A 26057-nucleotide genomic window follows, 5' to 3' on the forward strand; every position below is an offset into this window, starting at 1 on the left:
GGTCTGGCTAATAAAAATTCATGCATTCAACCATTCAGTCAATAGTTATAGTATGATTTTAGAGAAAATAGGGTTTTGCGTTAGCGCTCTCCAATCGTTCTATCAAAGTATAATGGTTCTCGGTTAATCGCATCTTGTGCAGGGTCAATTTTATATTCGGGTAATAGTTTAATTAACTCAATGATGCGAAGTATTACCTCATAGAATTGGGTTCTGAATGATTTAGCCTGTTGGCTTAGATGATTAGTCCTATCAGTAAATTCATCAAGCTTTGTATTCAAAGCTTCTAGAATTTGGAAGAGTTCACTCAGATTGGTCAGGATAGACTCTTTTAATTCAGCACCTACAGAAACAGCTAATGTTTGATTCAATTTATCAATTAGCTGGTACTTGTTTTTTTGTGATTGATCCTTGACCAGATCACAATGAATAAAGGCCTTGATTAACGCTTTTCTAATTGCATTTTTTTTAATTTTAGAATTTGTATTTTTGTATAGGCTATTTAATTTAGAAAGAGTTGTTTCCAGTTTTGTATTCCAGTCAATGCTTATTTTCATTAAGCTGGCTTGGCTTGATGCAATGAGATTATCCTGCTCTAATTCCAATTTATGAAACTCATCCCCTAACTGAACCAATCTCTGTCTTTCATCTTCAAGTGATTCGCGAGTTCCGGCCCCCTGTGAGTCAGGCTCTTTGCTGCTTTCACCAGATAACAAATAATCAATTAACAGTTTCTGTGCATAGACATGGTAATCACTTGCCTGTTGAATTACAATTCCATTAAGTACGTTTTTTAGGGGAATCTGTAACAAATGTCTATAGAAACTAGATGGAATGTTAATCGCTTCTAGTATTTCATCTTGTGGCAGTGATATGTTGTATCTACCTAATATACGTTCAGCGGTGATTGTTCCATAGGTAGAAAGCCATTGACTCAATTCATCATCTTTTTTGATCTCGTCCATTTTTTATCCAATTTAAATTCTTTAAAGTATGTGATATAAGGGCTATTTACTTGAAATTATAGTGTATTTTATCATGTTAAAACGATTAGATAGTGATTTACAAACGTTAAATGATTTTTTAAAAACTAAAACTCCGGAAGCCTGGTTAAACCATGCAGCTGCCAATATACCTCTTTTATTGCTCGATCATGCTCATTGTGAACGTAAAGCAGCTGGAACAGCAATTAATTTCATAAGCAAATATCCAGAAAAAGCAGAATTAGTAGCAATTATGGCACCATTGGCAAGAGAAGAATTACTGCACTTTGAAAAAGTCATTGATATCATGAAGCAAAAGGGAATTGTTTATTCTCCCTTGCAGCCATCAGACTATGCATCCAATTTGCATAAGCATGTCACAAATAAAGATGGAATTGAGAGACTATGCGATCAATTAATTATAGGTGCTATCATTGAGGCCCGATCGTGCGAGCGTTTTAGCTCAATAATTCCATATATTGAAGATCAGGACTTAGCCAGGTTTTATAAAACATTGGTTAAATCAGAATGCAGGCATTTTGAAGAGTATTTGCATTTGGCCAAGTTCTATGGCGGTTCTGTTGATGATCGTATTTCGGAGTTTTTAACTATAGAAAATGCATTTATCTTATCAGACGATGTGGTATTTCGCTTTCATAGTGGCTTGCCTCCGGCTTGATGCCTTAAAACAGAGTCAACAGATTTTTCAGCACTAGCCCATAAGTATTATATACAGGCTAGTGCAACCCAATATTTCTCTTGCTTAATCAAGGTCTGCTTGGTCTGAATTGCAAATCAGGATCATATTCCGTTAAAAAGTGATTAAGTCCATGCTGATCGTCTTTTTTTAATTTATCAAACGTTGCTTTGTCTAAGGTTTCACCGTGTGAATTAACAAATTGACCAGGATTATTGCGGTCAGGGGTATAATCATTATTCTTTAGCCACATGTGGATTATACCCTCAAATAATTTATCAAGTTGCCCCTTTTCCTCATGTTTGTCTGAGCGAGTCAGAGGTTCAATTTTCAACTTATTGTCATCAGTGTAACTCACTTCATGTTGCAAAATTGGTAAATCAATTTCAGGATTTCCCGTGAGTTTTTTCCCAATATAATCTTTAATGGGAAAGACACCCCAATCCATAATCGTGTTACCAATTCCTGCGCGCAATTCCTTCATAGTCTGAGCATTTGCCTTGACCATTTCATAATACATTTTTAATAAACTCATGATCGCAGCACGAGCATCCATATAAGAATTTAAATCAGCATTCAAAACTTCCTCTGCTTTTTGCACTGCACTTTCCCAGAGAGTTATTGATTGGCCTGTACGAGGATCTTTGATATATCGGCCTTTTTTTAGGTTGTCATCGGCCTCAGCGCGTTCTCGGCTTCTTTGAGCAAGTAAATCTTCACGCTCTTTTGCTATAGCATTTTCTATTTCAGTTTTTCGAATTTGTTCGAGTTCCTCTTTCATTTTATTTGATGGTTTAGACATTGGGTAACTCCTCAATTTATATCATATTGGGTGAAATAGAATCCTTTTGTATTATCATAACACAATAGTTTGGGTATGTCATCCCAATCACTTAGAACATACCTTGTCAGTATTTTTTCTTCATAATTGTAACTTGTTATGCCAGGCTTATGTGTGTGTCCATGAATCAGTATTTCTGTATTATTTTCAGACATGTGTCGAATTGCAGCCTCTGTAACAATATCCATCTGTTCGATTGATTTATGGTGATTCTTTAGACTGATCTTGCGAACTCCGTTAACCAATCGTTTGCGAAATGATAAAGGAAGTCTTAAAAAAAGAAATGAGAACCACCTATTTCTCGTTAATAATCGGAATCGTTGATGTGATCTGTCATTAGTACAATAACGATCGCCATGAACCAGTAAGATCTTGTGATTTCCAAGTGTAATAATGGTTGGCTCTGTTAATATTTTCCAACCCGTTCGCTTGGCAAATAATGAGCCAAGCAAAAAATCACGATTTCCAGTCATAAAATAAATTTCAATGCCACTTTGAGTCAATGATTCTATCTGTTCTGCAATAGCAGTACTCCATGCGTTAATCGAATCATCACCTGACCAGGCATGAAAAAAATCACCTAGTATGTATATCCTTTTTACAGATAGCTGAGCCCAATTTACAAAATGATCAAATCTGGTTTGAATTTCATTATCTTCTGGATGCAGATGTAAATCGGATATAAAAACGGAGTCAATCATAATGGTTCAACAACGATATGTTCATTTGCCAAGTAAATCTGACAAGGCCCATTAACTGGTTCAATAGCATCACTTATTCGATAGAAACCCGCTATGGATACTAATTCAGCATCCAAAGACTGGCAAAAAATTCTTGCCTCGATATCCCCGGATATTCCTGCTAATGCTCTGCCGCGTAATGTTCCATACACATGAATATTTCCATCAGCTAATAATTCTGCCCCATGGCTAACTGAAGAAGTCACTATCAAATCAGCTCCCTTGGCAACGACTTGTTGGCCTGAACGCACTGGTGTCGTTAGTAATTTTGTTTTGAAATTCTCTATACTTTGACATTCTGAGGATTCTTCGATTATTGGCTTATCATGTGCTGTTGAAGCATTTAGTATGCCCAAACCCTGACATTGAGCCAGAGTATCATGTAAAGGACTACCACCTTGAATTGCCAAAGGAATCATACCATGATTACGTGCAATTTGACATAATTCCTGTAAATCAAATTCGATATGATTGACAGAAGACAAGTCAAAAACAACGGGCGTTCTTTCAAATAATTTAGGCGCTCTAATAACTATTTCAGCAAATTGTTGAGAAAAAGCATTTTTATCAGTGTTCAAAACTTGCAAAACGGTTAAAGTATACAACCTTCCCTTAAGTTTAAATGCTTGTGTATTAGTTATATTTTCACCCATTAGCATGATATCCATTAGAGAGTTTTTTGTTTATACTAGCATGAGGAAAACAATAACAGAAGGATATCAAAGTGGATAAACGATGGTTTGAACAATACCAAAATGGAGTACCACATGAAATTGACGCAAGTCAATATTTATCCCTCATATCTTTATTTAATGAATCATGTAGCTCTTATGCTAGCAGAGCTGCCTATTCTAATTTAGGTACGGAAATTACTTATGCTGAACTGGACAGTTTAAGCAGAAATTTCGCTGCTTATCTGCAGCAATTGAATTTGGAAAAAGGGGCAAGAGTAGCAATAATGCTGCCTAACGTTTTACAATATCCTGTAGCCATCTTTGGTGTGTTACGTGCAGGTTATGTCGTGGTAAACACTAACCCTTTATACACAGCGGATGAAGTAATACACCAAATGAATGACTCGGGGGCAGAGGTTATTATCGTGCTAGCTAATTTTGCAAAAACGATTGAAAAAGCATTGCCGTCAATGCCTTCCGTTAAGCATGTGATTGTTACGCAAGTGGGTGATTTATTTCCTTCATTCAAGAGATTCATTGTTAATTTTGTAGTGAATCATATAAAAAAATTAGTTCCTGCCTTCACAATTCCTCACGCCGTGGCTTTTAACTATGCTTTATCTGAAGGGAAACAGGCAACGCTCCATCGAGTTGAACTGAATCATGATGATATTGCGTTTCTACAATATACTGGTGGTACTACTGGTGTTGCAAAAGGCGCTATTTTGACTCATGGCAATCTTATAGCCAATGTGATGCAAGCATACACCTGGATATCTCCTCTGGGAGTCAGCAATCAAGATGTTATAGTAACTGCACTTCCTTTGTACCATATTTTTTCCTTGACGGCCAATTGCCTCACTTTTATGAAAATTGGCGCGAAAAATATTCTGATCACCAATCCACGTGATATGGGACACTTTATAGATCAAATCAAAAATTCGGGTTTTACAGCAATAACTGGAGTTAATACTCTATTCAATGCATTGCTGAACCATCCTAAATTTAAAGAAATTGATTTTAGCAAATTAAAACTGGCATTATCAGGCGGTATGGCATTGCAAAAGAGTGTGTCCTTAAAATGGTCTGAAATGACTAAAACACGTGTTTTGGAAGCTTATGGATTAACCGAAACTAGCCCTGCTGTAACTATAAACCCGATGTACCTTGAAGGCTATAATGGCAGTATTGGCTTACCTCTTCCCTCAACTGATGTATCTATTCGTGATGAATCCGGGAAAGAAGTGCCTATTGGTACAAGTGGGGAGTTATGCATTAAAGGACCACAAGTGATGCCTGGTTATTGGAAAAGGCCTGATGAGACAGCCTTGGTATTTACTAAAGACGGGTTCTTAAAAACTGGCGATATTGCACGTATGGATGAAGAAGGCTTTATCTACCTGGTCGATAGAAAAAAAGACATGATTGTTGTTTCAGGATTCAACGTTTATCCAAATGAGGTAGAGCAAATAATAGGAATGCATCCCGGTGTATTAGAAGTAGGCGTTGTAGGTATTGTTGATGAAGAATCTGGTGAACGGGTTAAAGCCTGTATTGTAAGAAAAGATAGTACATTGACGGCTGAACAAATTATCAATCATTGCAAGGAGCATTTGACTGCTTATAAAATCCCCAAAGTTGTCGAATTCTTTGACGAACTTCCTAAAACAAATGTGGGCAAGATTTTACGTCGTGCTTTAAAAAACCAAGAAAAGGAGCAAAAAAGCTCGGCCAATAAAAAAACAATGGAGCCTGTTTAGGTATAATTGGAGTATTTTGGGTGCTATTTGTCCTTAATACTCCTCTTCTAAAAGTACTCTGAATATAGTCTCAGATAAGTTCCATCAGCTTCCATTTCAAGAAGAATTTTATTTATTTTTTTAATTAATACAAATTGATCAGGGTTTGCCATAATAGAATACCCTTCTCCAATAGAAATTTTCTTACCAATTAATTTATATTTCTTACCAATTAATTTATAAGCATAGGGTTCAGATGCCATCCAATATTTTGCTGCTTCATAATCCATTAAACTGGCATCAACTTGATTATTGCTTAAGCCAAGAAGCATATCTTGTATGAGCTCATAAAAAATTACCTGATTGTTGCGGTTTTCTGACAAAACTTGCCTTGCGTAAGGAGTTCCTTTTCTTACTCCAATTTTTTTTCCGTGCAAATCATCAAATGTGCTGATTTTAGAATCGACGGTAGTTATATATTGTGAGTTACTTTCCATATAGGGAAGACTAAAAATAAAGTGTTTCTTTCTTTCATCTGTAATAATCATTGAGGCAATAACCAGATCGACTTCGCGGTTTTTTAACGCGGGAAATAAATCATCGAATATATAGGCTTCAAAAGTACAGGTCGCATGTAATCTTCTACATATTTCTTGCATAAGGTCAATATCAAAGCCATACAATGAACTGTTGTTACCAGACCAAACTTCAAAAGGCGGATTAAATTTTGAAGTACCAATTGTTAAATTTAATGAATAAGAATTAGAGGAAATAATAATAAATAAGAGAAGTTGTAGTAACTTCATAAACTATATCCTGTAATTTAGGAAGTTTGTTTAAACATAATCATGGTACAAAAAATTTGATTTGTACAATTTGTAGCATATGATTTCTCTAATTTGGTTTATAATCAGGTAAAGGCATTTAAAGAAATGCCTTTTATCATCCTGGTATAATACTTAATATTGAGAAGCTAATTGCCTCATAATTCTTGCTGTGGCACCCCATATTAATTCTTCATTAGCAATAAATTGGCAGGTGACAATGTGTTTTCCCTCTTTCTCAATTCTAATTTCTTTATAATTTTTCTGATTTTTTACTAAAGGCATAGGCACAAGAATTAATTCACTAACCTCTTGTGGATTCATAGTGTAAGGAAATATAGAATCAATACTGGCGTACCAAGGGTGAATGACTAAACCCAGTAAAGTCTTTTCAATGTTTAATTTTCTGATCAGAGTTATTCTGTCTGATGTAACACCTAGCTCTTCATTAAGTTCTCTCAATGCAGTGCTATATAGATCTTGATCATTTATTTCTTGAAAACCACCAGGAAAGCACACTTCTCCTGGATGTTTTTTAAGCATCTGACTTCGCCTGGTGAGAATTAACGAGTCTTTGGAAAGATCATGTAAAACGATAACTGATGAATGTATTTTGATTGACTGTTGGGTATTATTTGATTCCATTGATAATTGCAGTAATTTTTGTGAAACATTCACGATATTCATCTTCCCAATCGGAGTCAATAACTATTCCCCCTCCTGCTGCCAAATATAAAACATTATCTTTGGCTGTCACCGTACGTATCGCGATATTGGCATCGAAACGGCCATGTTGTGAAAAATAGGCTATGCAACCGCAATAGACCCCTCTTTTATAGGTTTCCTGTTCACTGATAATTTTCATCGTCTCTAATTTAGGCGCCCCGGTAATTGAACCACCTGGAAAACAGGAGAAAAATGCTTCAATTGGATGAATATCCTCTTTGCATAGAGCTCTTATGTCGGAAACCAAATGATGTACTGCATTGAAGCTCTGGATGTGGCAAAGATTCATTACCTTTACACTGCCAGCCTTGGCAAGTTTCCCTAGATCGTTTCTTAGCAAATCGACAATCATGACATTTTCAGCCTTGTTTTTAGGGCATTTCAATAACTGTTCTTTTAATTTTTTATCTACAACAGGATCTTTCGATCGGTGGATAGTGCCTTTTATGGGCGAAGTTAACATTTCACCGTTGTCATAAAGTAAAAATCGCTCAGGAGAAAAGCTCAATATGTCAGCTTCCTCAGTTCTGATAAAAGCAGCATAGGGGACAGGGTTATTTTTGTTAACCCTTTGGTACATATCCCAGAGATCCCCGGTGAATTTTGTTTGAAACGGTTGCGTGAAATTAACCTGATAAGAGCGTCCTGCTCTCAGGGCTTGTTGAATGGCATTGAATGAGCTCCTGTAGTTCTCTTTTGATATTAAAGGCAAAAATTCAGCTTGAACTGAAAATTGTACCGATTTCATGGGTTGATCATTCAATATATTCTTTATTTTATCTACAACGCTTTTTGTTGAAGAATGGCTATTTCTCGCAAATAAAGTGGCCTTTTTTAAATGGTGATCAACTATGATAGCCCAATCATAAAATCCGAAATTTAAAACAGGTATATGCGCCAGATCTTTTTGTGAATATTGTTCATGATTATGTAAGAGTGAACCAAAGTCGTAAGAAACGTAGCCTATGGCCCCGCCCTGAAAAGGAAGATCAAATTCTGACTCCTCTATTTTTAGTTTATTTTTTAATTCTGTTAATACTAAATCTTTATCATGTACATTATTCTCAATAACCATCCTCTCATATGGATAAGCACTTAAAATATCATAACGCCCCGTTGACTTGTCTGTACTCTGAAGCAGGACAAATCCAGGTAAACGACTGAATTTTTCATAGGATTCAGATGAAAAATCATGGTAGTCAAGTGTAATAAGAGTACTATCAATCAAATTATCACCTCAAGATAAGGATGTGCTGTGAAAAAATGCAGTGTTTTTCATTTGGTCATTTTAACCTAACTTATCAATAAAAAACGTATATTTTTATCTTGGGTTCCTATTAATTTACTGGTTTTTAAATTAATTTGTGAGTATCCTATGCCAACGCGTTGTTGACAAGGAGCCATGTAATGACAACTGTTGCTCAATTTGAAATAACATACACACAATACCTGAATGAACAAGGTAAGTTGGTCGCTGAATTACCTCCATTCGCAGATAATCAATCCATACTTAAAGAATTGTATAAAATCATGGTACTCACCCGTACTTTTGATAAAAAAGCAATTGCATTACAAAGAACAGGGAAAATGGGAACCTATGCGCCAATTAATGGCCAGGAAGCTATTTCGACTGCAATTGGGCATGCTCTTAAACCTGAAGATGTACTTGTACCTTATTACAGAGATTATGCCGCTCAATTTCAGAGAGGCGTTAAAATGTCAGAGATACTCGCCTTTTGGGGAGGGGATGAGCGAGGAAGTCATTATTCTAATAATGCCGAAGATTTGCCTATTTGTGTCCCAATTGCATCTCAATGTTTGCATGCCGCAGGAGTCGCATTTGCCTTCAAATACAGAAACCAACCAAGAGTAGCTGTGGTATGTATTGGAGAAGGAGGCACTTCAGAAGGTGATTTTTACGAAGCCATGAATGTGGCTGGGGCATGGAAATTACCAGTGGTCTTCGTAGTAAATAATAACAAATGGGCGATTTCTGTGCCTATAGAGAAACAAACTGGCTCACAAACAATAGCCCAAAAAGCGATTGCTGCTGGTTTTTCTGGCGTTCAAATAGACGGTAATGATATTTTTGCTGCAAGACAGGTTATAGGGGATGCTATTGAAAAGGCTCGTCAAGGTGGTGGACCTACTCTAATCGAAGCCTTAACCTATCGCTTGTGCGACCATACAACGGCTGATGATGCAACACGCTATCAGCCTTCTCATGAAGTAGAGGAGGCAAAAGCCAAAGAGCCTATTGTTCGTTTTAAACACTATTTAATGCAACAAAATATTTGGACATCTCAGGATGAAGAAAAGCTGGTTATAGAATGCAGTGAAACGGTGGAAAAAGCAGTAGAGGAATATTTGAATACCAAACCTCAGCCTGTTAGCAGCATTTTTGATTATCATTACGCAGAATTACCAGAATATTTAATTGAACAACGCGCAATAGCCATGGAGGAGTATTCTCATGCCTGATATTACTTTAGTTGAAGCTGTTACTCAGGCTTTGGCGTATGAGTTAGCTCATGATGAAAATGTAGTAGTCTTTGGCGAAGATGTTGGTAAAAATGGTGGAGTATTTCGAGCTACTGTAGGTTTACAAGACAGATTCGGAGAAAATAGAGTTTTTGATACTCCATTAGCAGAATCGATGATAGCAGGCCTGGCTGTTGGAATGTCCATTCAAGGCTTAAAACCTGTTGCTGAATTTCAATTCATGGGTTTTATTTATCCAGCCATGAATCAGATCATATCTCATGCAGCGCGTATGCGTAACAGAACCAGAGGTCGCTTACATTGCCCTTTGGTTTATCGTGCTCCGTTTGGTGGTGGAATCAGAGCACCGGAGCATCATTCTGAAAGTACAGAAGCATTATTTGCTCATATTCCGGGTTTGCAAGTGGTTATTCCCTCTTCTCCAAAACGTGCTTATGGTCTGTTGTTGGCCGCTATACGTAACCCTGATCCCGTTATCTTTCTTGAACCAAAACGAATTTATCGCTTGGTCAAACAACCTGTTCCAGATGATGGACAAGCCTTACCGTTAGGTAAATGTTTTACCCTGCAACAGGGAGATGATCTGACATTAATTAGCTGGGGAGCCAGTATGCATGAAACCTTACAGGCAGCCAAACAATTAACTGATGAAGGTATTTCCTGTGATGTTATTGATGTAGCAACAATCAAGCCTCTGGATATAGAAACTATTTTAAGTTCTGTAGAAAAAACAGGACGTTGCGTCATAGTGCATGAAGGAGCAAAAACTTGTGGAGTGGGTGCTGAAATATCGGCTCAAATTATGGAACATTGTATGGCAGATTTACTAGCTCCTGTGCAAAGAGTTACGGGATATGATACGGTTATGCCTTATTTCCAACTTGAAAAACAGTACATACCTAGCATTGCACGTATTAAAAACACTGTTATGAGTATAATGGAGTAATAATGAATATTTTTAATCTACCCGATTTAGGTGAAGGTTTACCTGACGCTGAAATTCATGAATGGTTTGTTAAGGAAGGCGACACAGTTAAAGCAGATCAACCTTTAGTTTCTATGGAAACGGCAAAAGCAGTTGTTGACGTACCCTGCCCTCAATCAGGCACTATCGCAAAACTTTATGGCAAACCAGGTGATGTTATCAAAACAGGTGAGCCTCTTGTAGCGTTTGTTTCAACTACCGAAAAACCTGCAGATAAGGGCACAGTTGTTGGTAATCTGGAGGAAAGTACTGATGTGTCAGAAGATAATTTTATTATTGGAAGTCAGCGTTCTTCTCACCGCGTTAAGACAACACCTGCTGTAAGATTGTTAGCAAAAAAATTAGGAGTTGATTTAAGCTCTTTAAAAGGTAGTGGTGACAATGGTGTTATTACTCGAGAAGATGTTCAAAATCAGGCCAATATCAATTCACAACCACCTGCCGGGTTTGAGCACTTGCGAGGTGTTAGACGAGCCATGCTTAATAGCATGGTACAATCTCATGCAGAAATAGTTCCAGTCAGTATTTTTGATGAAGCAGATATCCATATTTGGAAACCCAACACAGACATTACTGTTCGTTTAATCCGGGCTATTATCCATGCCTCAAAAAAGGAACCTGCTCTTAATGCCTGGTTTGATACCAAACATGCCGCACGTAGATGCTTTAAAGAAGTGCATCTTGGCATTGCCATGGACAATGAGGAAGGTTTGTTTGTTCCTGTTATCCATGATGCAGAAAAATACTCCGACAGTGAATTAAGAAAAATAATTGATGAATTCAAAGAGTCAGTTCGTAATCGGGCGGTTAGTGCAGACAAGCTAAAAGGGGCGACAATTACGTTGTCTAATTTTGGAAAATTTTCAGGACGTTTTGCCAGTCCAATAATTGTTCCTCCAATGGTAGCGATTTTAGCAGTTGGAAGACTTTATAAAGCCGCAGTAATTAATGATGAGGATAAAATTGAAGCCCACAAAATGCTTCCTTTATCCTTGAGCTTTGATCATAGAGCTATTACCGGAGGAGAAGCCACTCGATTTTTAGGTGCTGTTATTGAATCTTTGCAACAAGCATGATTTTAATTTATGTTGGGCTTCGTAAATAGCGAGGCCTAACAACAAATACTATTACTACAACTATCTGTCTTTTCTATATAAATTTAAATGCGAAAAATTTAATCCTAGTGATATTTTAAATTTCCTTCTTGAGATTCAATCCATAAGCAAGTAGAGTTTATAGTTTGTTAATTGGCAAGGAAGAGAATGGCCATGAGAATTTTTGTCATGATTTTGCTTTTCTTTTTTAGTATTTCCCCGACCTTGGGGGATAGCACTTTGCCTGCAATTTTTGATGTCAAAAATGCAAATAAACAATTTGATCAAATCAATCTCCAGTTGTCAGTACAAAATCTTAATTTAAATAACCTGAATAAGGCAGTAGAAACTCTCGGTGAACTGTCCGCGCAATCCGATGAATGTATAGCTGATATACAGAAAAAAATAAATGGAGTGGATGTATTAATCAAACAAGCTACCTCTACAGGGAATGATAAAGGAGCTGATTTAGTCTATCTGAATAATCAAAAGCATCAGTTAGCTGAGTTACAATCTCAATGTCGATTATTCTCAATTCGAGCTCAGGAAGCAATAGAAGCTTATAAAAGTGCTATTTTGCAATTAAGGCAAGAAAAGACTTTGGCGCGTACCTTACCATTATGGCAATTAGCAAGTAAAATTATTAATTCATCTGATAATACCAAATGGATAAATCATACTAAAGAGAAATTTTTACTTCAGGATTTGCCTGTATATCTATGGTTTTGTATTGTTGCAGGAAGCTTTTTTATCTCTATCCTGATCTTGTCAAAATTACGGCAATCCAATGTTATACGCCGTTATGTGAAATTAAAAAAAATTCGCTGGTCTCATATTACACTTTTGGCTTTGTTTATGATGACGGGTTCATTTTATGGCTACATTTCCCTATTTACTGCTGAAGAGCAGCTAATCAATTCTCAATTCCTTTTAATAAAGGAGCTTTTTTGGTTTCTTTGCGGCACATTATTCATTGTTTGTTTATTCAAAGTCAAAAAAATCAAAGCTTTTTTTGATTGGTATGCTATGGATAGTGAATTTTTTGAAATACTAAGCATTGTGATTGTTGCATTTTATTTCCTCGCATTATCAGAACAGAGATTATTTGATATTTGGGAAGTCAATAAGATTATTGTGGAGTTAACTCGCTCCATCTTTCTTTTTTTATTGCTTGGTACAACCGCTTATTTTACTCACTATTTCTGCCGTTCTCATCTGCATATTTCTTTTGTAAAAAGACATTATAATTTTATTCGGTACTTTATTTTTGCACTGCTTTCAGGGTGCGCAATTCTTAATATTAATGGCTTTTATACTTTAGCCATGCAGCTTACTCTATCTGGGATTTTCACATTTTTTATCTTGTATATCACTATTTTAATAGGACAGAGTATTAATAAATTTTATGCTTCATTAAGTTACTCACAAGGTAAATTGAATGTTATACGAATATTCGGATATAAAAAGGATCAGATGCTTACTGAGTTTTATATTCTTAAAGTTACCTTAAAACTTGTTATTGTACTCCTAAGTGTCTATCTTATAGGGATATCCTGGGGTTTTGCTACTGATTTTATTGATACTGTTTATAAGAAATTATTGTATGGCTTTACTCTGGCAAATATTACAATTTATCCAACGCGCATTCTCTTCGGAATCATAATTTTTTGTTTTTTATATTTGGTGTCTCGCGCCATTTCAACTTCAATCAGTCGTCACCAACAGTTCGAAAACGAAGAAGAAACTCAGGTAGCTATTGCTTCCATTTTGACTTATGTTGGATTCAGTATTGCTGTTATTTCAGGCTTACTCGTCGCGGGCTTTAATTTTACTGGACTTGCCATTATCGCTGGAGCACTTTCTGTAGGAATTGGTCTTGGACTGCAAAGCATAGTTAATAATTTTGTATCAGGTATAATTTTGCTTATTGAGAAACCAATAAGACCTGGAGATCGAATTAATATCGATGGTGTTGAAGGATTTGTAAAAAAAATCAGAGTCAGATCAACACAAATTCTCACTCCGGTAAATGAAGATATTATTATTCCAAACTCTGATTTAATTACACGCCGTGTTGTCAATTATATGCTGACAGATAATTATTGGCGTGTTAATTGTGAGGTTAGCGTTGCTTTCGGGACAAACCTGAATCTTGTTAAAGACATCCTTTTGGAGATCGCTAATAAGCATGATGATGTTGTAAAAAGTGGCAGAAACAAACCTGTTGTGTTATTTACCAGTTTTGCCGACAGTGCATTAACTTTTCAACTCTGGTGTATGATTAAAGATGTAAATAAAAAATCGACAGTCAAAAGTGAATTAAATTTCTCTATTGAGGAGGCTTTTCGCAAGCATGACATTTCAATAACATAGTCTTAATGTGATTTTCATATTTGAATTGGAGATTAAATACTTTCCCTACTCTGGAAAATAATGCTTGGTATCATTAAACCCTATCGATAATTAAGATATGACCTCAAAGTAAATTCCTGTTAGGATCTTCATATAATTTATATCAGCTTATCGGGTTAAAGGAATAACATGAATGATTAAAAAAATACATCGTTGGTTGCCTTTGCTTGTATTAATCGGGCTATTGGTGCTTTTCTTCAGCCTACACCTTGATAAATACTTAAGTTTTAATGCGTTAAGAGAAAATCATGCTTTACTCATTGCGTGGACCCAAACTCATTATTTTATTGCGCCACTGATTTTTATTGTTTTTTATACCACTGCTGTAGCCATCTCTATTCCAGGAGCAGTTCTTCTTACTTTAACTGGAGGATTTTTATTCGGAGTATTCTGGGGCGTGTTATTTGTAGTCATCAGCGCTACGCTTGGGGCCACCATACTGTTTTTTGCCGTTCGCACTGCTTTGGGCGACTGGTTTGCCCAAAAGGCATCTGGATGGATAGAGCGTATGCGTCAGGGATTTCAGCATAATGCTTTTTCTTATTTAGTTACACTGCGATTAATTCCATTATTTCCCTTTTGGGCAGTTAATATTGTACCGGCTCTTTTAAACATTCGAGCAAAAACATTCATTACAGCGACTTTTATTGGCATCATTCCAGGAACAACAGTATATGTAATGGTTGGAAATGGTTTAAGCCAAATATTTGCAGCCAATCAGACGCCTAATCTTGGGATCATATTTGAACTGCAAATATTAGGTCCACTGCTCGCGTTGGCTGTTCTCTCTCTAATGCCAGTTCTTTATCAATTCTCAACTCGCAAGCATCAGAATCATCACAGTTTCTCAGATATTAGTCGAGTAATAAATTGTGATTTAGCCATTATAGGTGGTGGTGCCGGAGGTTTGAGTTTAGCTTCCGGTTGTTCACAGTTAGGACTCAAAGTTGTTTTGGTGGAATCAGGGAAAATGGGAGGAGACTGTTTAAATTACGGTTGTATCCCATCCAAATCCTTACTTGCTGCAGCCAAGACGTTTTATTATGCAAAACATGCAACACATTTTGGAGTACATACTGAAGCAATAAAAATTAATTTTCAACAAGTAATGCAACATGTGCATCAAATCATAGACAACATTTCTGAACACGATTCTGTCCAACGTTTTGAGTCGCTAGGAGTGCAGGTCATTAAACAAGTTGGGAAATTTTTAAACCCTGATACCTTACAAGCTGGCGATAGCATTATTAAAGCGAAACGCTTCGTGGTTGCAACAGGTTCATCACCATTTATCCCACCCATTCCCGGATTGGATGCAGTCTCCTACTTCACCAATGAAACGATTTTTGATTTAAAGGAACAACCTGAGCACTTGATTGTCATCGGTGGTGGCCCTATTGGTTGTGAACTTGCTCAAGCGTTCGCCATGCTCGGTTCTAAAGTTACTCTGCTCGAAGGATTGAATCTTCTTCCCAAGGACGATCCTGATTGTGTTGCTGTCCTACGCACACAGATGAAATCGATGAGTATTGTCATTCATGAACAAATCGAGATTACGCAAATAAACTCTCATCCTGATACGGGTATCTCCGTATGTTTTGAATTTCAAAACACACAATTCACAATTACAGCCAGTCATCTGCTCATTGCAACTGGGCGTCGGGCGAATGTAAAGCCTCTTGATTTGGAAAAAGCAGGGGTTAAACTCACCAGCAAAGGTGTCGAAGTAAATAAATACCTACAAACCAGTAATAAAAAAATCTATGCTCTGGGTGATGTAACAGGGCTTTACCAGTTTACTCATATGGCGAGTTATCAGGCCAGTATAGTGCTTCGTAATATTGTTTTTAAACTACCGTCTAAAGTGGATTATAGAGCGATTCCATGGGTCACTTATACTGATCCCGAATTAGCTCATGTTGGAATAGGAGTCAGTGATGCCTTGAAGCACCCTGATGCCCAAATAATCGAATGGCCATTTGTCGATAATGATCGAGCACAAACTGAACGCTCGTTAAATGGAAAAATAAAAATCATCACGGACAAGAAAGCAAGGATCCTTGGAGTCACCATAGTTGGCCCACATGCCGGAGAACTCATTTTACCTTGGGTTATGGCGATTCGTGAGAAAAAAAACCTCCGAAGTTTTACTGATGTAATCGTTCCTTACCCTACTCTGAGTGAAATCAGCAAACGAGTTGCTGGTAGTTTTTATGCACCTAAATTATTTTCCAATAAAACACGAATGTTAGTTCGCTGGTTGCAAAAAATTGGGTAAATAGATTTTTAACTAACTATATGTTTTTTGGCTGAAAGAAAAAATTACAAGCTATTTAATTCAATCTTAAACGATGTTTGACTTCTTTTTCATCAGATAAAATTTCAATAACATGGGCAACCCATTTTTTATTGTCTACTCTAGCAAGCACATTGGTACGGCCATATAATTTTTTATTTGGTTTGCAATGGATTAGTGAAGCCAACATGTTGTTGCAAATAACCGAGAAATAGCGACGGTCTTTACTGAAAACTTTCAGATGATATTGAGTTAATAATTTTCCAAAAGGGATATTGGTGTGAGTTATATCAGTAATAAGTTTCTCCGGCAGTTCTTCAAAATTAATGTTAATAGCTGCTAATTCAACTGGAATGATTTCATTTTTCTTTTGGGCGAGCTCTACATTATTTCTTTTCTTATTTCGGTCTACATACAGGATGATAATTCGAGAATAGGTATTATTATGCGGATTTGTAAAGGCAGTAATTACTTTAATCCTGGAGGTGCGCTGATAGTACTTTTCCAAAGTGGTCGTCATTAATGGCTGTGTAAGTAAGTAATTGTAAGGAGAGATTAGACTGTCTTTGCTTAATACAGTGCTCATTTTAACAATATTGAACAGACTATCTACCTGATTTGTGTGGATTGATTTAGTCGCATGTGATAAATCCCCCCAAACACCTAAAAAAAGAAATAAAATAGTATTGATGGTACTTGCTCGCATGGTGAGTTTTAAATTCACCCAGTTGATTAATAAATGAATCATTTCTAGCATGACCTTATATAATTAACTACAAAATTCCTATCTAACAAAAGCATCCATTGGGATTATAGGATGAAAGCAGCAGATCCATGCCGTATTTTAAGTCAGATAATGATGTAAAAATAGTCCAATACCATAAGATAGAGAGGCTGTTACAGTGCCAATTATTAGTGTCTCAAAACCGGAATATAACCAGGATTTGGTTGACCAGTGGCTTTTGATTGAGCCGATGACAAAAAATGTAATTGCAGTGAAAAAACAAGACCAGATGAACGAATTGTTCATGACCAGCACGTAAGGAATTAATGGAATAATTCCAAAAAGTAGAAACGCACTAAAAGTATAAAGCGCAGATTTAAGCGGGAATCGAAGTGTAGCAGGCAACCCATATTCTTCTTGTAACATGGTTTTTATCCATAATGCTCTGTTCGCTGTAATTTCCTCAACAACTTGATCCAATGTTTGGCCATGCAAACCTTTATTTTGAAAAATTTGTTTTATTTCGTTTTTTTCACCCTCTGGAATAAAATCAATATGTTTTTCTTCAATTGTTTTATAACGCTGAAATTGATCGACCTCAGATTTGGTACCCAGATAATTACTTGCCGCCATTGAAAACCCATCAGCAAGCAAGTTGGCAAAACCTAAAATTAGAATAACTAAAGAAGATAGTTGTCCACCTACAACACCAGAAACAATGGCAAAAGTAGTGACAACACCATCAATTCCTCCATATATCCAATCTCGCAAGTAATTTTGAGATGGGACCTGTGCTAATCGATCTCTGATTTCTTTTTGCGAATGTCCATGCTCTAAATTTTCCATAGCAGATCCTTTCTCCATATGTGTTATTTATTCTGCCAATATTATCGCTAGTTTGACAAAGCATATAATAAAATTTAGTATATTTGAGTTTGTTAGATGGCGCGGGGTGTCGGGAAATCCGGCTGAGAGTTACCCGTTGAACTTGATCTGAATCATATCAGCGTAAGGACGCCTTCAAAAAAACCATGGCTTTTTTAAAGCATGGTTCCCTTTTGCCATCTCCATAATATTTAAAATAATAACATAAGGAGTTATGGCGATGTCATCACTAAAATCCAGGGTTACCCTACTGCTTAATTGGTACACCAACCCTTATCATACCCCCATACTTGTGGCACAACAATTGGGATTTTATTCGGAAGAAGATATCAAGCTCGCCATTCTGGAGCCTGCAGATCCCAGTGATGTGACCGAAATTGTTGGCCTGGGAACAGTAGATTTCGGTGTTAAAGCAATGATTCATACTGTTGCAGCCAAAGCAAAAGGTTATCCAGTTACTTCCATAGGAACGCTTCTTGATGAGCCCCCTACCGGACTTATTGCTTTAAAATCAAGTGGCATCAATTCTTTCCAGGATATTGTTGGGAAACGAGTAGGTTATATCGGCGAATTCGGCAAAAAAATTATTGATGATTTGGCCAGCCTCGCAGGTATTGATCCGACGAGCTACAAAACAGTACGTATTGGCATGAATGTCACAGATGCCATTTATCGGGATGTTATCGACACGGGTATTGGTTTTATTAATTTTCAAAAAGTTGAACTGGAGCATCTTTGCGGAGAAACTGTATTTTTACGAATCGATCAATTAGCTGGTTTAGGCTGTTGTTGTTTCTGCTCAATACAATTTATTGTTCCTGAAATAACATTACAGCAACCCGAATTAGTCAAAGGATTTCTCAGAGCAACACAGCGCGGTGCAGCCTACACGACAGAAAAACCTGAAGAAGCCTATGAGTTATTATGTCAGGCTAAACCACAGTTGCGGACTCCTTTATATCAAAAAATTTTTACAAGAACATTACCATTTTTTTCACGTACATTAATTAATGTTGACAGAGACTGGGATAAGGTTGGACGCTATACCAAGCACCTAAAAATTATTGATGAACATTTTGATATCTCGCAATGCTATACGAATCGTTTTTTGCCAGATACACCTTATTCTGATTTGAAACCAATCGCCTGTTGTCTTGAAAATTAATTATGCGAGCAGGCATTGTAGGCTCAGGGATCATGGGGCGTCTGCTGGCTTTTGTATTACATAATGCGGGCTGGCAGGTATCCCTTTTTGATCGCTCTAATGAAAGCATGAATTGCAGTACTGCTGCTGCAGGTCTATTAACACCGTTTTCTGAATTGGATAAATCAATTCTATTGATTTCCACCTTGGGTCAAGAATCTATTAAGAACTGTTGGCCACGTATTATTGAGGATTTGCCTGAATCTGTTTATTTTCAACAATCGGGTAGTCTGGTGCTATGCCACCCAGGCGATCAGGCGGAATGGATTCACTTTAGTCGGCGTATTCTGAGTCAACTCAATCCGAGTAATTCTGTTTTTCAAAAATTATCCCATGAAAATCTCATTGCGCTTGAGCCTGAGCTGACAAAGTTTGAAACTGCTTATTATTTTCCAAATGAAGCGCATATTGATTGCCAAACACTAATGTTGTCTTTAAAAAATTATCTCGACTCTGTTTGTATACCTCACATTACCAATACTCCTGTCTTATCGCTTAAACCTGGAGAGATCAATACAAAAGAACAAAGATATCATTTTGATGTCGTTTTCGATTGTCGTGGTTTAGGTGCGCAAAATGTATTTTCTGATTTACGAGGTATTAGAGGTGAACTCATTTGGCTTCATGCGCCAGGAGTTCAACTACATCGCCCTATTCGTCTTCTGCATCCAAGGTACAGTCTATATCTTGTACCCAGACCTGGAAATTTTTACCTCATAGGCGCTAGCGAAATTGAGGCAGAAGATTTTAGTCCGGTTTCAGTACGTACGGCTTTGGAATTATTGACCGCTGTGTATTATTTACATAGGAACTTTGATGAAGCACGCATTATAAAAACAGTGACCCATTGCCGTCCAACCTTAGTAAATCATTTACCACGTATTAAATTTGCCGACGGGCTAATAGCAGTTAACGGTCTTTATCGTCATGGTTATTTAATAGCCCCAGCCTTGGCAGAAGAAATTTTACGGGGTGTGACATCCAATTTTCGTCATCTGAATTATCCAGAACTTTGGGAGAATTATTGTGATTAATGTCTATTTCAACGATAAAATTTACAACATCCAACCCTCATTATCATTAAGCGCATTTTTAAAGCAGCTTAATTATACTCAACAGCATTTTGCTGTCGCTATAAATAATCATCATGTACCACATAAAGCTTATGAAACTACAATTTTGCAAGCCAATGACTGCATTGATATCCTCTTTCCCATGCAAGGAGGTTAATGATGTGGAATTTGGCAGGAAAAAAATTAAGTAGCCGTTTGATCTTAGGTACTGCGTGTTATCCTTCGTTAGAGCATATGCAGCAGGCAATTCATAATTCGGGTACAGAAGTTATTACAATATCAATAAAACGCCAGACTTCTGCAGGATTGGATGGAGAGTCCTTTTGGCAAGCGGTAAAAAAACTAGATTGTCATCTTTTGCCCAATACGGCTGGTTGCCGTAATGCGGAGGCAGCGATCAATACAGCTGAAATTGCGAGGGAGTTATTTAATACTCAATGGATAAAACTGGAAGTGATAGGCGATGATTATAATTTACAGCCCGAACCATTTGAGTTAATCAAGGCAGCCAGAATTTTGATTGACAGAGGATTTGAAGTTTTTCCTTATTGCACAGATGATCTCGTTTTATGTCAAAAACTGGTTGATGCTGGTTGTAAAATTTTAATGCCCTGGGGAGCTCCTATAGGCTCAGGTAAGGGTTTAATTAACCCCTATGCCTTGGAAACTTTGCGTTATCGATTTCCTGATATCACATTAATCATTGATGCCGGGATTGGTAAACCATCTCATGCTGTACAGGTGATGGAATTGGGTTTTGATGGCGTGCTTCTAAATACTGCTGTAGCTCTTGCTAATCATCCTGCTCTCATGGCAACAGCATTCCGCCATGCTGTTATTGCAGGTCATCAGGCATTTACAGGAGGAATGATGTCTGAGAGAAATGTAGCTCACCCAAGTACTCCATTAATCGATACTCCATTTTGGCATCAGGTAAACAATTTATGAAAAAACCGATTGTTTGGACAATTGCTGGTGTTGACTCATCCGGATTAGCTGGTGTCCATGCTGACATGGAAACTTTTAGTCGCCTGAATGTCAGAGCTTGTTCAGTCATCACCGCAGTAACTGCACAAAATGCTCACTCAATTATAGCAGTAGAAGAGATATCCAGAGATCAGGTTGCTGCTCAGTGCCGTGCCTTGGAATTAAATTTAAAACCGGATGCCATTAAAATTGGTATGTTATGTTCTACACCAATCTGTGAAGAAATAGCTTATTTCTTAAAGGGTTATGAAGGATTTGTTGTTCTTGATCCGATAATTACCTCCTCCTCGGGAACTAACCTGTTTTTTCCAGATTTACAACAGCATAAAAATAATTTAATTCAATTGTTTCCGTACATTACTATTATTACTCCTAATCGGATAGAAGCAGAAATTATTTTAAATCGGAGCATTTATTCTTATCAGGATATAATCAATGCTGCTTCAGATCTGTTATCACTTGGAGCAAAGCAGGTATTACTGAAAGGAGGACATGTAAAAGATAACTCATTCAGTCAAGATTATTGGACTGATGGAAAAGAGTCGTTTTGGATTGCAAATCGTCGTTTTCCTGAAACAAATTACCGTGGGACAGGCTGTGTTCTATCTTCAGCACTCACAGCTTGTCTTGCTCTAGGCTACTCAATAAAAGATGCTATTGTTATTGCTAAAATGTATGTCAATCGTGGCATACGCCAATCAATAGAAATTGATAAAGACGCCTCGCAACTTTATCATGATGGTTGGCCAGAAGATGAGGCCGATCTCCCCTATTTATCACCAACACCGTTCATTAAACCAGTTCCTTCATTTAAAAAATATTCTATGGGTTTTTATCCCATTGTGGATAGTAGCCACTGGTTAGAAATGCTTTTGCCATTGGGAATTAAGTGCATTCAGTTACGAATAAAAGAAGCCTCTCAAGAGCGGTTGGAAGAAGAGATAAAACGGAGTGTCCATTTGGCAAATCAGTATAATGCTGCATTATTTATTAATGATCACTGGGAACTTGCTATTCATTATGGTGCTGCAGGAGTTCACCTTGGCCAAGAGGATCTGGAAAAAGCTGATGTCGATAGAATTAATCGATCAGGTTTATTCTTAGGTATAAGTACGCATTGCTATTACGAAGTTGCTCGGGCTCATGCTCTTAACCCTTCCTACGTCGCTTGCGGCCCCATATATGAAACAACCAGCAAAATAATGCCATTTCAAGCACAAGGAATTGCACGACTTGAACGTTGGCGAAAAACGCTTCGTTATCCATTAGTTGCCATTGGAGGTATAACTTTAAAGAACCTTTCAGATGTCTTAAAAACAAAAATTGATGGTGTGTCAGTGATCTCTGCCATTACAAAAGCATCAGCACCTTTAGTTGCAGCCAAACAATTTTTAACTCAAATGAATGAATCACATAATGAATAAATCAAATTTGGCAATGAACAAATTAACCCGCTATTCTCAACAAATAAAGATGGAAGAAATTGGATTAGACGGACAGGAGAAACTTAAGAATTCTCGAGTATTATGCATTGGGCTTGGCGGTTTGGGTTCGCCTCTCTTACTTTACCTTGCTGCAGCAGGTGTCGGAGTGTTAGGGATTGTCGATGATGACATCATTGAGCTAAGTAATTTGCATAGGCAGATTCTTTATAATCATACCCATATTAATAAAAAAAAGGCTGTTACTGCAAAAAAGCAACTTCTGGCTATTAATCCCCTGATTCAAGTTGAATCTTACTCCAGTAGATTAACAGAAGAAAATGCGGCTGAGCTAATTACGCAGTATGACATCATCGCAGATGGAACCGATAATTTTTATACGCGATATTTGATTCACAGCATTTGCTTTGAACTGGAAAAACCTTATGTGTATGCTAGTGCCTCAGGTTTCCAAGGGTATTGCTCTATATTCCATGGGAAACAAGATCCCTGCCTCCATTGTATCTTCCCGGTTTCTGTAAGCGATATCAATATTCCCAATTGCGAGGGAGCCGGGGTAATTGGTACTTTACCCGGGATGCTAGGTATTATTCAGGCAACAGAAATAATCAAATGGATACTACAAATTGGCAATCCATTAAAAAAGCGTTTGCTTACTATTAACCTGTTAACAATGACCTTTAAGAACATCATTATTTCAAGAAATCCGGATTGTGAATTCTGCATTCAGAATCAGTCAATTAGACAATTAATTAATCCTGTTAATTGTTCAGCTCAAATTGAGCCATGCCATCATAGAATAACTCTTGATGAATTTTATCAATTATTTACGAATAATAAAAACATTCATCTAATTGATGTTCGTAGTACAAAGGAACATCAAATACAAAATATAGGGGGTATTGTGCTTCCTTTAGATGAGCTGCCTCAACGCTTACATGAACTAAACCCTAATCGGCTTATTATTCTGTACTGCCAGTCGGGAACGCGAAGCAAGATGGCGTTAGATATACTTCTCAAGGCTGGCTTTGCTTCTGTTAAATATATAGAAAATGGTTTAAAGGGAGTAACTGACAATTACAATAAAGACATGCCCCAATAATTCACCCCTCCTAAAAAGGAAGCTGAAATTAAATAAGTTTATTTTTACCTTCGGCAATATTATTTAGCAGATAAGCGAGTCGACACCCAGCCAGAAGTATCTGTTTTTCTGTAATATTTTGAGTATTTAACTGATATTGCTTGCCGGGCACCTGATGAGCTGAAACCTTATAAACTTTAGTCAATGCCAATTGATGTGATGCATTAATCCATTGTTGCGGATTTTTTTCCTTACTGGCTGATTGGCAAGACCATTTCTTTTCCAATTGCCTCGCCTTGTTTTTAATCTGAAAAAATTTGTCTTGACCAATCAGAATACCGCCACCATTATCCCAATATTGATGCAAATTATTCCCAATAGGATTTTTAGCTAACTGAAATAAATTACCACCTAAATCACCTTTAGGTAATTTTTTACTTATCTTTGTAACGGTATGCAAAGGCTGATGAATATCTCCAACCAAATGCACCAATATGCGTAAGCTCAATTTTTTATCAGCAATACTGGCTTTTTTGGAAGACAGCACAGCAATTGCCTGATTAATTCCCCAGAGTGCATTGATGTCTGTCAAGACTGGTAATTCTGTCTCATCCATAGAAAAAGGAATGTCAATGTAATGTAAAGCATCAAACCAATGAACATCATGTGCTCTTATGGAATCCAGCCATGAAGCTGATTTTACAAAATTAACATTAGACGACGTCTTCGATTTTGAATGGGAATATAAATCACACATTCTCCTGGATTGAGGTGTCAAATTATCATATGCGATCTGGGCTACCAGTTGGTGCCCTATCGCGTTCCATGCATAACCAGCATTAGCAATAAATAAAAAAAATAATACCAATATGCTTCTTATCATTCTTAACTCAGGTAAGGGGACCAAGCGGGCTCTTGAACATCTCCTTCACGAGCAGGAAGTCTCATTCTAATTCTCCCGTCAATTGAAACAATGCCTAAAACCCCTCTGTCCTGATAACGGGTAGCATAAAGCACTAAACGACTATTTGGAGAGACTGATGGTGATTCATCAAGGCCAGAAAAGGTTAAATTGGAAATCGGGCCACCACCTGTATTTTGTACACCAATATTAAATTGTCTATCCTCCCTGTGCAGCATGACGATATGCTTCATATCTGGAGTATAGGAGGCACGGGCATTATAATTGCCTTCGAAAGTGACTCGACTTATTTGGCCATCGGCCAATGATAAGCGATAGACTTGCGGTGACCCGCCCCTCCCTGAAGTGAACAGCAAACTGCGACCATCAGGAGAATAACGTGGTTCCGTATCGATAGAATTGCCAAAAGTAAGCTGTTTCATAGAACCGCTGCTCAAATCAACATCGTAAATTTTGGGTGTACCGCTTTTGGATAATACAACTGCCAAATGCTGACCGTCAGGTGACCATGCGGGCGCTCCATTAATTCCTGGGAAGCTCGTAATTAAGCGACGCTGTCCTGTTTCAACAGAGACGGTAAAAATTTCAGCTTTTTTCTTTTCAAAAGAAACATAGGATATCGACTTTCCATTGGGTGACCATGAAGGTGACATAATGGGCTCTGAAGAGACGAGTAAGCTTTGAGGATTGTGTCCGTCAGCATCAGCAACCTCCAGGGAGTAGCGAGACCTTCCTCCATTTCGTTGTACCGAAATATAAGCTATCCTGGTGGAGAATATCCCCCGTTCTCCAGTCAGTTTTTGGTATACCTCATCACTAATATGATGAGCCAAAGCTCTTACCTGATTGGCATTGATCTGAAAGGTTTTTGTCAACAAAATATTGCCATTCGCTACGGCATCAGCCAAAGTAAAGCTCACTTCAATCCGGTTACCAACCTGATTAACTCGGCCAGTGACTACACTGTCAGCGCCAAGTTGACGTAATGTACTCACGGAAGATTGAGAATTCGCGCCTTGTGGTCCAGAGATAATTTTAAATTGTCCTGATATAGTCAAATCATTCTCTATGACATTTCCTATTTCCTGAGCCGCCGCGTTTGAGCCAAAAGAATTGATGGCTATGGGCAGGGCTGAATTAATTCCTTGAGTTAGTTCCAAATCAAGAGCAATCACTTGACCGGTAAATAACAGCAAGAAAAGTGAAATAATTCGATTGAACACGAG

At 37.4% G+C, this 26057-nt stretch carries 24 protein-coding genes and 1 riboswitch; of the genes, 13 read left to right on the plus strand and 11 right to left on the minus strand.

The genetic code is table 11. The features are described 5' to 3' along the window. Positions 1–80 precede the first annotated feature (80 nt). Complete coding sequence (dotZ, locus tag LPG_RS07755; RefSeq protein ID WP_010947278.1) at positions 81–965, minus strand: type 4 secretion system coupling complex assembly protein DotZ; 885 nt, start codon at positions 963–965, stop codon at positions 81–83. Between the two features lie 73 nt (positions 966–1038). Between dotZ and LPG_RS07760 the strand changes: the two genes are divergently transcribed. Then, entirely contained in the window at positions 1039–1662 is a 624-nt protein-coding gene (locus tag LPG_RS07760; protein ID WP_015444481.1) for a tRNA-(ms[2]io[6]A)-hydroxylase, read from the plus strand. Positions 1663–1750: 88 nt separating this feature from the next. Here LPG_RS07760 and ravY read toward each other — a convergent pair whose 3' ends face one another. Genes ravY through minC form a run of 3 tightly spaced genes read right to left on the minus strand, consistent with a single transcriptional unit; the run spans position 1751 to position 3914 of the window. After that, entirely contained in the window at positions 1751–2497 is a 747-nt protein-coding gene (gene ravY, locus LPG_RS07765) for a Dot/Icm T4SS effector RavY (RefSeq protein WP_010947280.1), read from the minus strand. Then, complete coding sequence (locus LPG_RS07770) at positions 2494–3222, minus strand: UDP-2,3-diacylglucosamine diphosphatase (RefSeq protein ID WP_010947281.1); 729 nt, start codon at positions 3220–3222, stop codon at positions 2494–2496. The genes ravY and LPG_RS07770 overlap by 4 nt, the downstream gene beginning before the upstream one ends. Then, positions 3219–3914: a septum site-determining protein MinC gene (minC, locus tag LPG_RS07775; RefSeq protein WP_015444479.1), complete on the minus strand. Its 696-nt coding sequence runs from the start codon at positions 3912–3914 to the stop codon at positions 3219–3221. Before minC ends, LPG_RS07770 begins: the two co-directional genes overlap by 4 nt. A gap of 71 nt (positions 3915–3985) precedes the next feature. On the opposite strand from minC, the gene LPG_RS07780 reads away from it, so the two are divergent. Further along, a complete protein-coding gene (locus LPG_RS07780; RefSeq protein WP_010947283.1) occupies positions 3986–5695 on the plus strand; it encodes an AMP-binding protein in 1710 nt (569 codons plus the stop codon). 47 nt (positions 5696–5742) lie between these two features. Here the strand turns inward: LPG_RS07780 and LPG_RS07785 are convergent, their stop codons facing one another. From LPG_RS07785 to pabB, 3 genes are all read right to left on the minus strand, one after another. Then, the gene (locus LPG_RS07785) at positions 5743–6480 is read right to left on the minus strand and encodes a transporter substrate-binding domain-containing protein (RefSeq protein ID WP_010947284.1); all 738 of its coding nucleotides are present in this window, start codon (positions 6478–6480) and stop codon (positions 5743–5745) included. 153 nt (positions 6481–6633) lie between these two features. Then, positions 6634–7143 carry an NUDIX hydrolase gene (locus tag LPG_RS07790; protein ID WP_025862357.1) on the minus strand — a complete coding sequence of 170 codons (510 nt, stop codon included), beginning with the start codon at positions 7141–7143 and terminating at the stop codon, positions 6634–6636. Then, positions 7130–8452 (minus strand): aminodeoxychorismate synthase component I, encoded by a 1323-nt coding sequence (gene pabB / locus LPG_RS07795; RefSeq protein ID WP_010947286.1) that lies wholly within the window; start codon positions 8450–8452, stop codon positions 7130–7132. Before pabB ends, LPG_RS07790 begins: the two co-directional genes overlap by 14 nt. A 179-nt stretch (positions 8453–8631) precedes the next feature. Here pabB and pdhA point away from each other — a divergent pair, with 179 nt between their 5' ends. From pdhA to LPG_RS07820, 5 genes are all read left to right on the plus strand, one after another. Continuing rightward, complete coding sequence (gene pdhA / locus LPG_RS07800; RefSeq protein ID WP_011213838.1) at positions 8632–9705, plus strand: pyruvate dehydrogenase (acetyl-transferring) E1 component subunit alpha; 1074 nt, start codon at positions 8632–8634, stop codon at positions 9703–9705. Beyond that, positions 9698–10672 carry an alpha-ketoacid dehydrogenase subunit beta gene (locus LPG_RS07805; protein ID WP_010947288.1) on the plus strand — a complete coding sequence of 325 codons (975 nt, stop codon included), beginning with the start codon at positions 9698–9700 and terminating at the stop codon, positions 10670–10672. The genes pdhA and LPG_RS07805 overlap by 8 nt, the downstream gene beginning before the upstream one ends. A 2-nt stretch (positions 10673–10674) precedes the next feature. Further along, positions 10675–11787 (plus strand): dihydrolipoamide acetyltransferase family protein, encoded by a 1113-nt coding sequence (locus LPG_RS07810; protein ID WP_010947289.1) that lies wholly within the window; start codon positions 10675–10677, stop codon positions 11785–11787. A gap of 186 nt (positions 11788–11973) precedes the next feature. Further along, complete coding sequence (locus tag LPG_RS07815) at positions 11974–14178, plus strand: mechanosensitive ion channel family protein (protein ID WP_015444477.1); 2205 nt, start codon at positions 11974–11976, stop codon at positions 14176–14178. A gap of 172 nt (positions 14179–14350) precedes the next feature. Then, on the plus strand, positions 14351–16495 hold the full coding sequence (locus LPG_RS07820) for an FAD-dependent oxidoreductase (protein WP_010947291.1): 2145 nt from the start codon (positions 14351–14353) through the stop codon (positions 16493–16495). A gap of 55 nt (positions 16496–16550) precedes the next feature. Here LPG_RS07820 and LPG_RS07825 read toward each other — a convergent pair whose 3' ends face one another. Both LPG_RS07825 and LPG_RS07830 read right to left on the minus strand, forming a co-directional pair. Beyond that, on the minus strand, positions 16551–17261 hold the full coding sequence (locus LPG_RS07825) for a hypothetical protein (protein WP_015444476.1): 711 nt from the start codon (positions 17259–17261) through the stop codon (positions 16551–16553). Between the two features lie 96 nt (positions 17262–17357). Continuing rightward, entirely contained in the window at positions 17358–18083 is a 726-nt protein-coding gene (locus LPG_RS07830; protein WP_015444475.1) for a VIT1/CCC1 transporter family protein, read from the minus strand. 92 nt (positions 18084–18175) lie between these two features. After that, positions 18176–18269: riboswitch (TPP riboswitch) on the plus strand. Between the two features lie 73 nt (positions 18270–18342). Between LPG_RS07830 and LPG_RS07835 the strand changes: the two genes are divergently transcribed. Genes LPG_RS07835 through LPG_RS07860 form a run of 6 tightly spaced genes read left to right on the plus strand, consistent with a single transcriptional unit; the run spans position 18343 to position 23930 of the window. Further along, the gene (locus LPG_RS07835) at positions 18343–19287 is read left to right on the plus strand and encodes an ABC transporter substrate-binding protein (protein ID WP_015444473.1); all 945 of its coding nucleotides are present in this window, start codon (positions 18343–18345) and stop codon (positions 19285–19287) included. A 2-nt stretch (positions 19288–19289) separates the two neighbouring features. Beyond that, positions 19290–20360 carry an FAD-dependent oxidoreductase gene (locus tag LPG_RS07840; protein ID WP_010947295.1) on the plus strand — a complete coding sequence of 357 codons (1071 nt, stop codon included), beginning with the start codon at positions 19290–19292 and terminating at the stop codon, positions 20358–20360. Next, complete coding sequence (gene thiS, locus LPG_RS07845; protein ID WP_011946564.1) at positions 20353–20556, plus strand: sulfur carrier protein ThiS; 204 nt, start codon at positions 20353–20355, stop codon at positions 20554–20556. The genes LPG_RS07840 and thiS overlap by 8 nt, the downstream gene beginning before the upstream one ends. A gap of 2 nt (positions 20557–20558) precedes the next feature. Continuing rightward, positions 20559–21347, plus strand: coding sequence for a thiazole synthase (locus LPG_RS07850; RefSeq protein WP_015444472.1), 789 nt, complete (start codon positions 20559–20561; stop codon positions 21345–21347). Next, positions 21344–22810: a bifunctional hydroxymethylpyrimidine kinase/phosphomethylpyrimidine kinase gene (gene thiD / locus LPG_RS07855; protein WP_015444471.1), complete on the plus strand. Its 1467-nt coding sequence runs from the start codon at positions 21344–21346 to the stop codon at positions 22808–22810. The genes LPG_RS07850 and thiD overlap by 4 nt, the downstream gene beginning before the upstream one ends. After that, entirely contained in the window at positions 22803–23930 is a 1128-nt protein-coding gene (locus LPG_RS07860; RefSeq protein ID WP_015444470.1) for a HesA/MoeB/ThiF family protein, read from the plus strand. Before thiD ends, LPG_RS07860 begins: the two co-directional genes overlap by 8 nt. 28 nt (positions 23931–23958) lie before the next feature. Here the strand turns inward: LPG_RS07860 and LPG_RS07865 are convergent, their stop codons facing one another. Both LPG_RS07865 and tolB read right to left on the minus strand, forming a co-directional pair. Beyond that, a complete protein-coding gene (locus LPG_RS07865; RefSeq protein WP_015444469.1) occupies positions 23959–24792 on the minus strand; it encodes a S1/P1 nuclease in 834 nt (277 codons plus the stop codon). A gap of 2 nt (positions 24793–24794) precedes the next feature. Then, positions 24795–26054, minus strand: coding sequence for a Tol-Pal system beta propeller repeat protein TolB (tolB, locus tag LPG_RS07870; protein WP_010947300.1), 1260 nt, complete (start codon positions 26052–26054; stop codon positions 24795–24797). Between the last annotated feature and the right edge of the window lie 3 nt (positions 26055–26057).

It is taken from the genome of Legionella pneumophila subsp. pneumophila str. Philadelphia 1, assembly GCF_000008485.1.
In the GTDB taxonomy this organism is placed as follows: domain Bacteria; phylum Pseudomonadota; class Gammaproteobacteria; order Legionellales; family Legionellaceae; genus Legionella; species Legionella pneumophila.

Bases quoted from the DNA above. Each gene is read 5' to 3' on its own strand.
- LPG_RS07790 (WP_025862357.1), bottom strand. From the start codon at position 7,143: ATGGAATCAAATAATACCCAACAGTCAATCAAAATACATTCATCAGTT.
- LPG_RS07830 (WP_015444475.1), bottom strand. From the start codon at position 18,083: ATGGAAAATTTAGAGCATGGACATTCGCAAAAAGAAATCAGAGATCGA.
- LPG_RS07840 (WP_010947295.1), top strand. From the start codon at position 19,290: ATGCGAGCAGGCATTGTAGGCTCAGGGATCATGGGGCGTCTGCTGGCT.
- pdhA (WP_011213838.1), top strand. From the start codon at position 8,632: ATGACAACTGTTGCTCAATTTGAAATAACATACACACAATACCTGAAT.
- LPG_RS07785 (WP_010947284.1), bottom strand. From the start codon at position 6,480: ATGAAGTTACTACAACTTCTCTTATTTATTATTATTTCCTCTAATTCT.
- LPG_RS07820 (WP_010947291.1), top strand. From the start codon at position 14,351: ATGATTAAAAAAATACATCGTTGGTTGCCTTTGCTTGTATTAATCGGG.
- LPG_RS07760 (WP_015444481.1), top strand. From the start codon at position 1,039: ATGTTAAAACGATTAGATAGTGATTTACAAACGTTAAATGATTTTTTA.
- LPG_RS07835 (WP_015444473.1), top strand. From the start codon at position 18,343: ATGTCATCACTAAAATCCAGGGTTACCCTACTGCTTAATTGGTACACC.
- LPG_RS07850 (WP_015444472.1), top strand. From the start codon at position 20,559: ATGTGGAATTTGGCAGGAAAAAAATTAAGTAGCCGTTTGATCTTAGGT.
- thiD (WP_015444471.1), top strand. From the start codon at position 21,344: ATGAAAAAACCGATTGTTTGGACAATTGCTGGTGTTGACTCATCCGGA.
- minC (WP_015444479.1), bottom strand. From the start codon at position 3,914: ATGGGTGAAAATATAACTAATACACAAGCATTTAAACTTAAGGGAAGG.
- LPG_RS07770 (WP_010947281.1), bottom strand. From the start codon at position 3,222: ATGATTGACTCCGTTTTTATATCCGATTTACATCTGCATCCAGAAGAT.
- LPG_RS07825 (WP_015444476.1), bottom strand. From the start codon at position 17,261: ATGATTCATTTATTAATCAACTGGGTGAATTTAAAACTCACCATGCGA.
- LPG_RS07865 (WP_015444469.1), bottom strand. From the start codon at position 24,792: ATGATAAGAAGCATATTGGTATTATTTTTTTTATTTATTGCTAATGCT.
- LPG_RS07805 (WP_010947288.1), top strand. From the start codon at position 9,698: ATGCCTGATATTACTTTAGTTGAAGCTGTTACTCAGGCTTTGGCGTAT.
- LPG_RS07815 (WP_015444477.1), top strand. From the start codon at position 11,974: ATGGCCATGAGAATTTTTGTCATGATTTTGCTTTTCTTTTTTAGTATT.
- LPG_RS07860 (WP_015444470.1), top strand. From the start codon at position 22,803: ATGAATAAATCAAATTTGGCAATGAACAAATTAACCCGCTATTCTCAA.
- dotZ (WP_010947278.1), bottom strand. From the start codon at position 965: ATGGACGAGATCAAAAAAGATGATGAATTGAGTCAATGGCTTTCTACC.
- LPG_RS07810 (WP_010947289.1), top strand. From the start codon at position 10,675: ATGAATATTTTTAATCTACCCGATTTAGGTGAAGGTTTACCTGACGCT.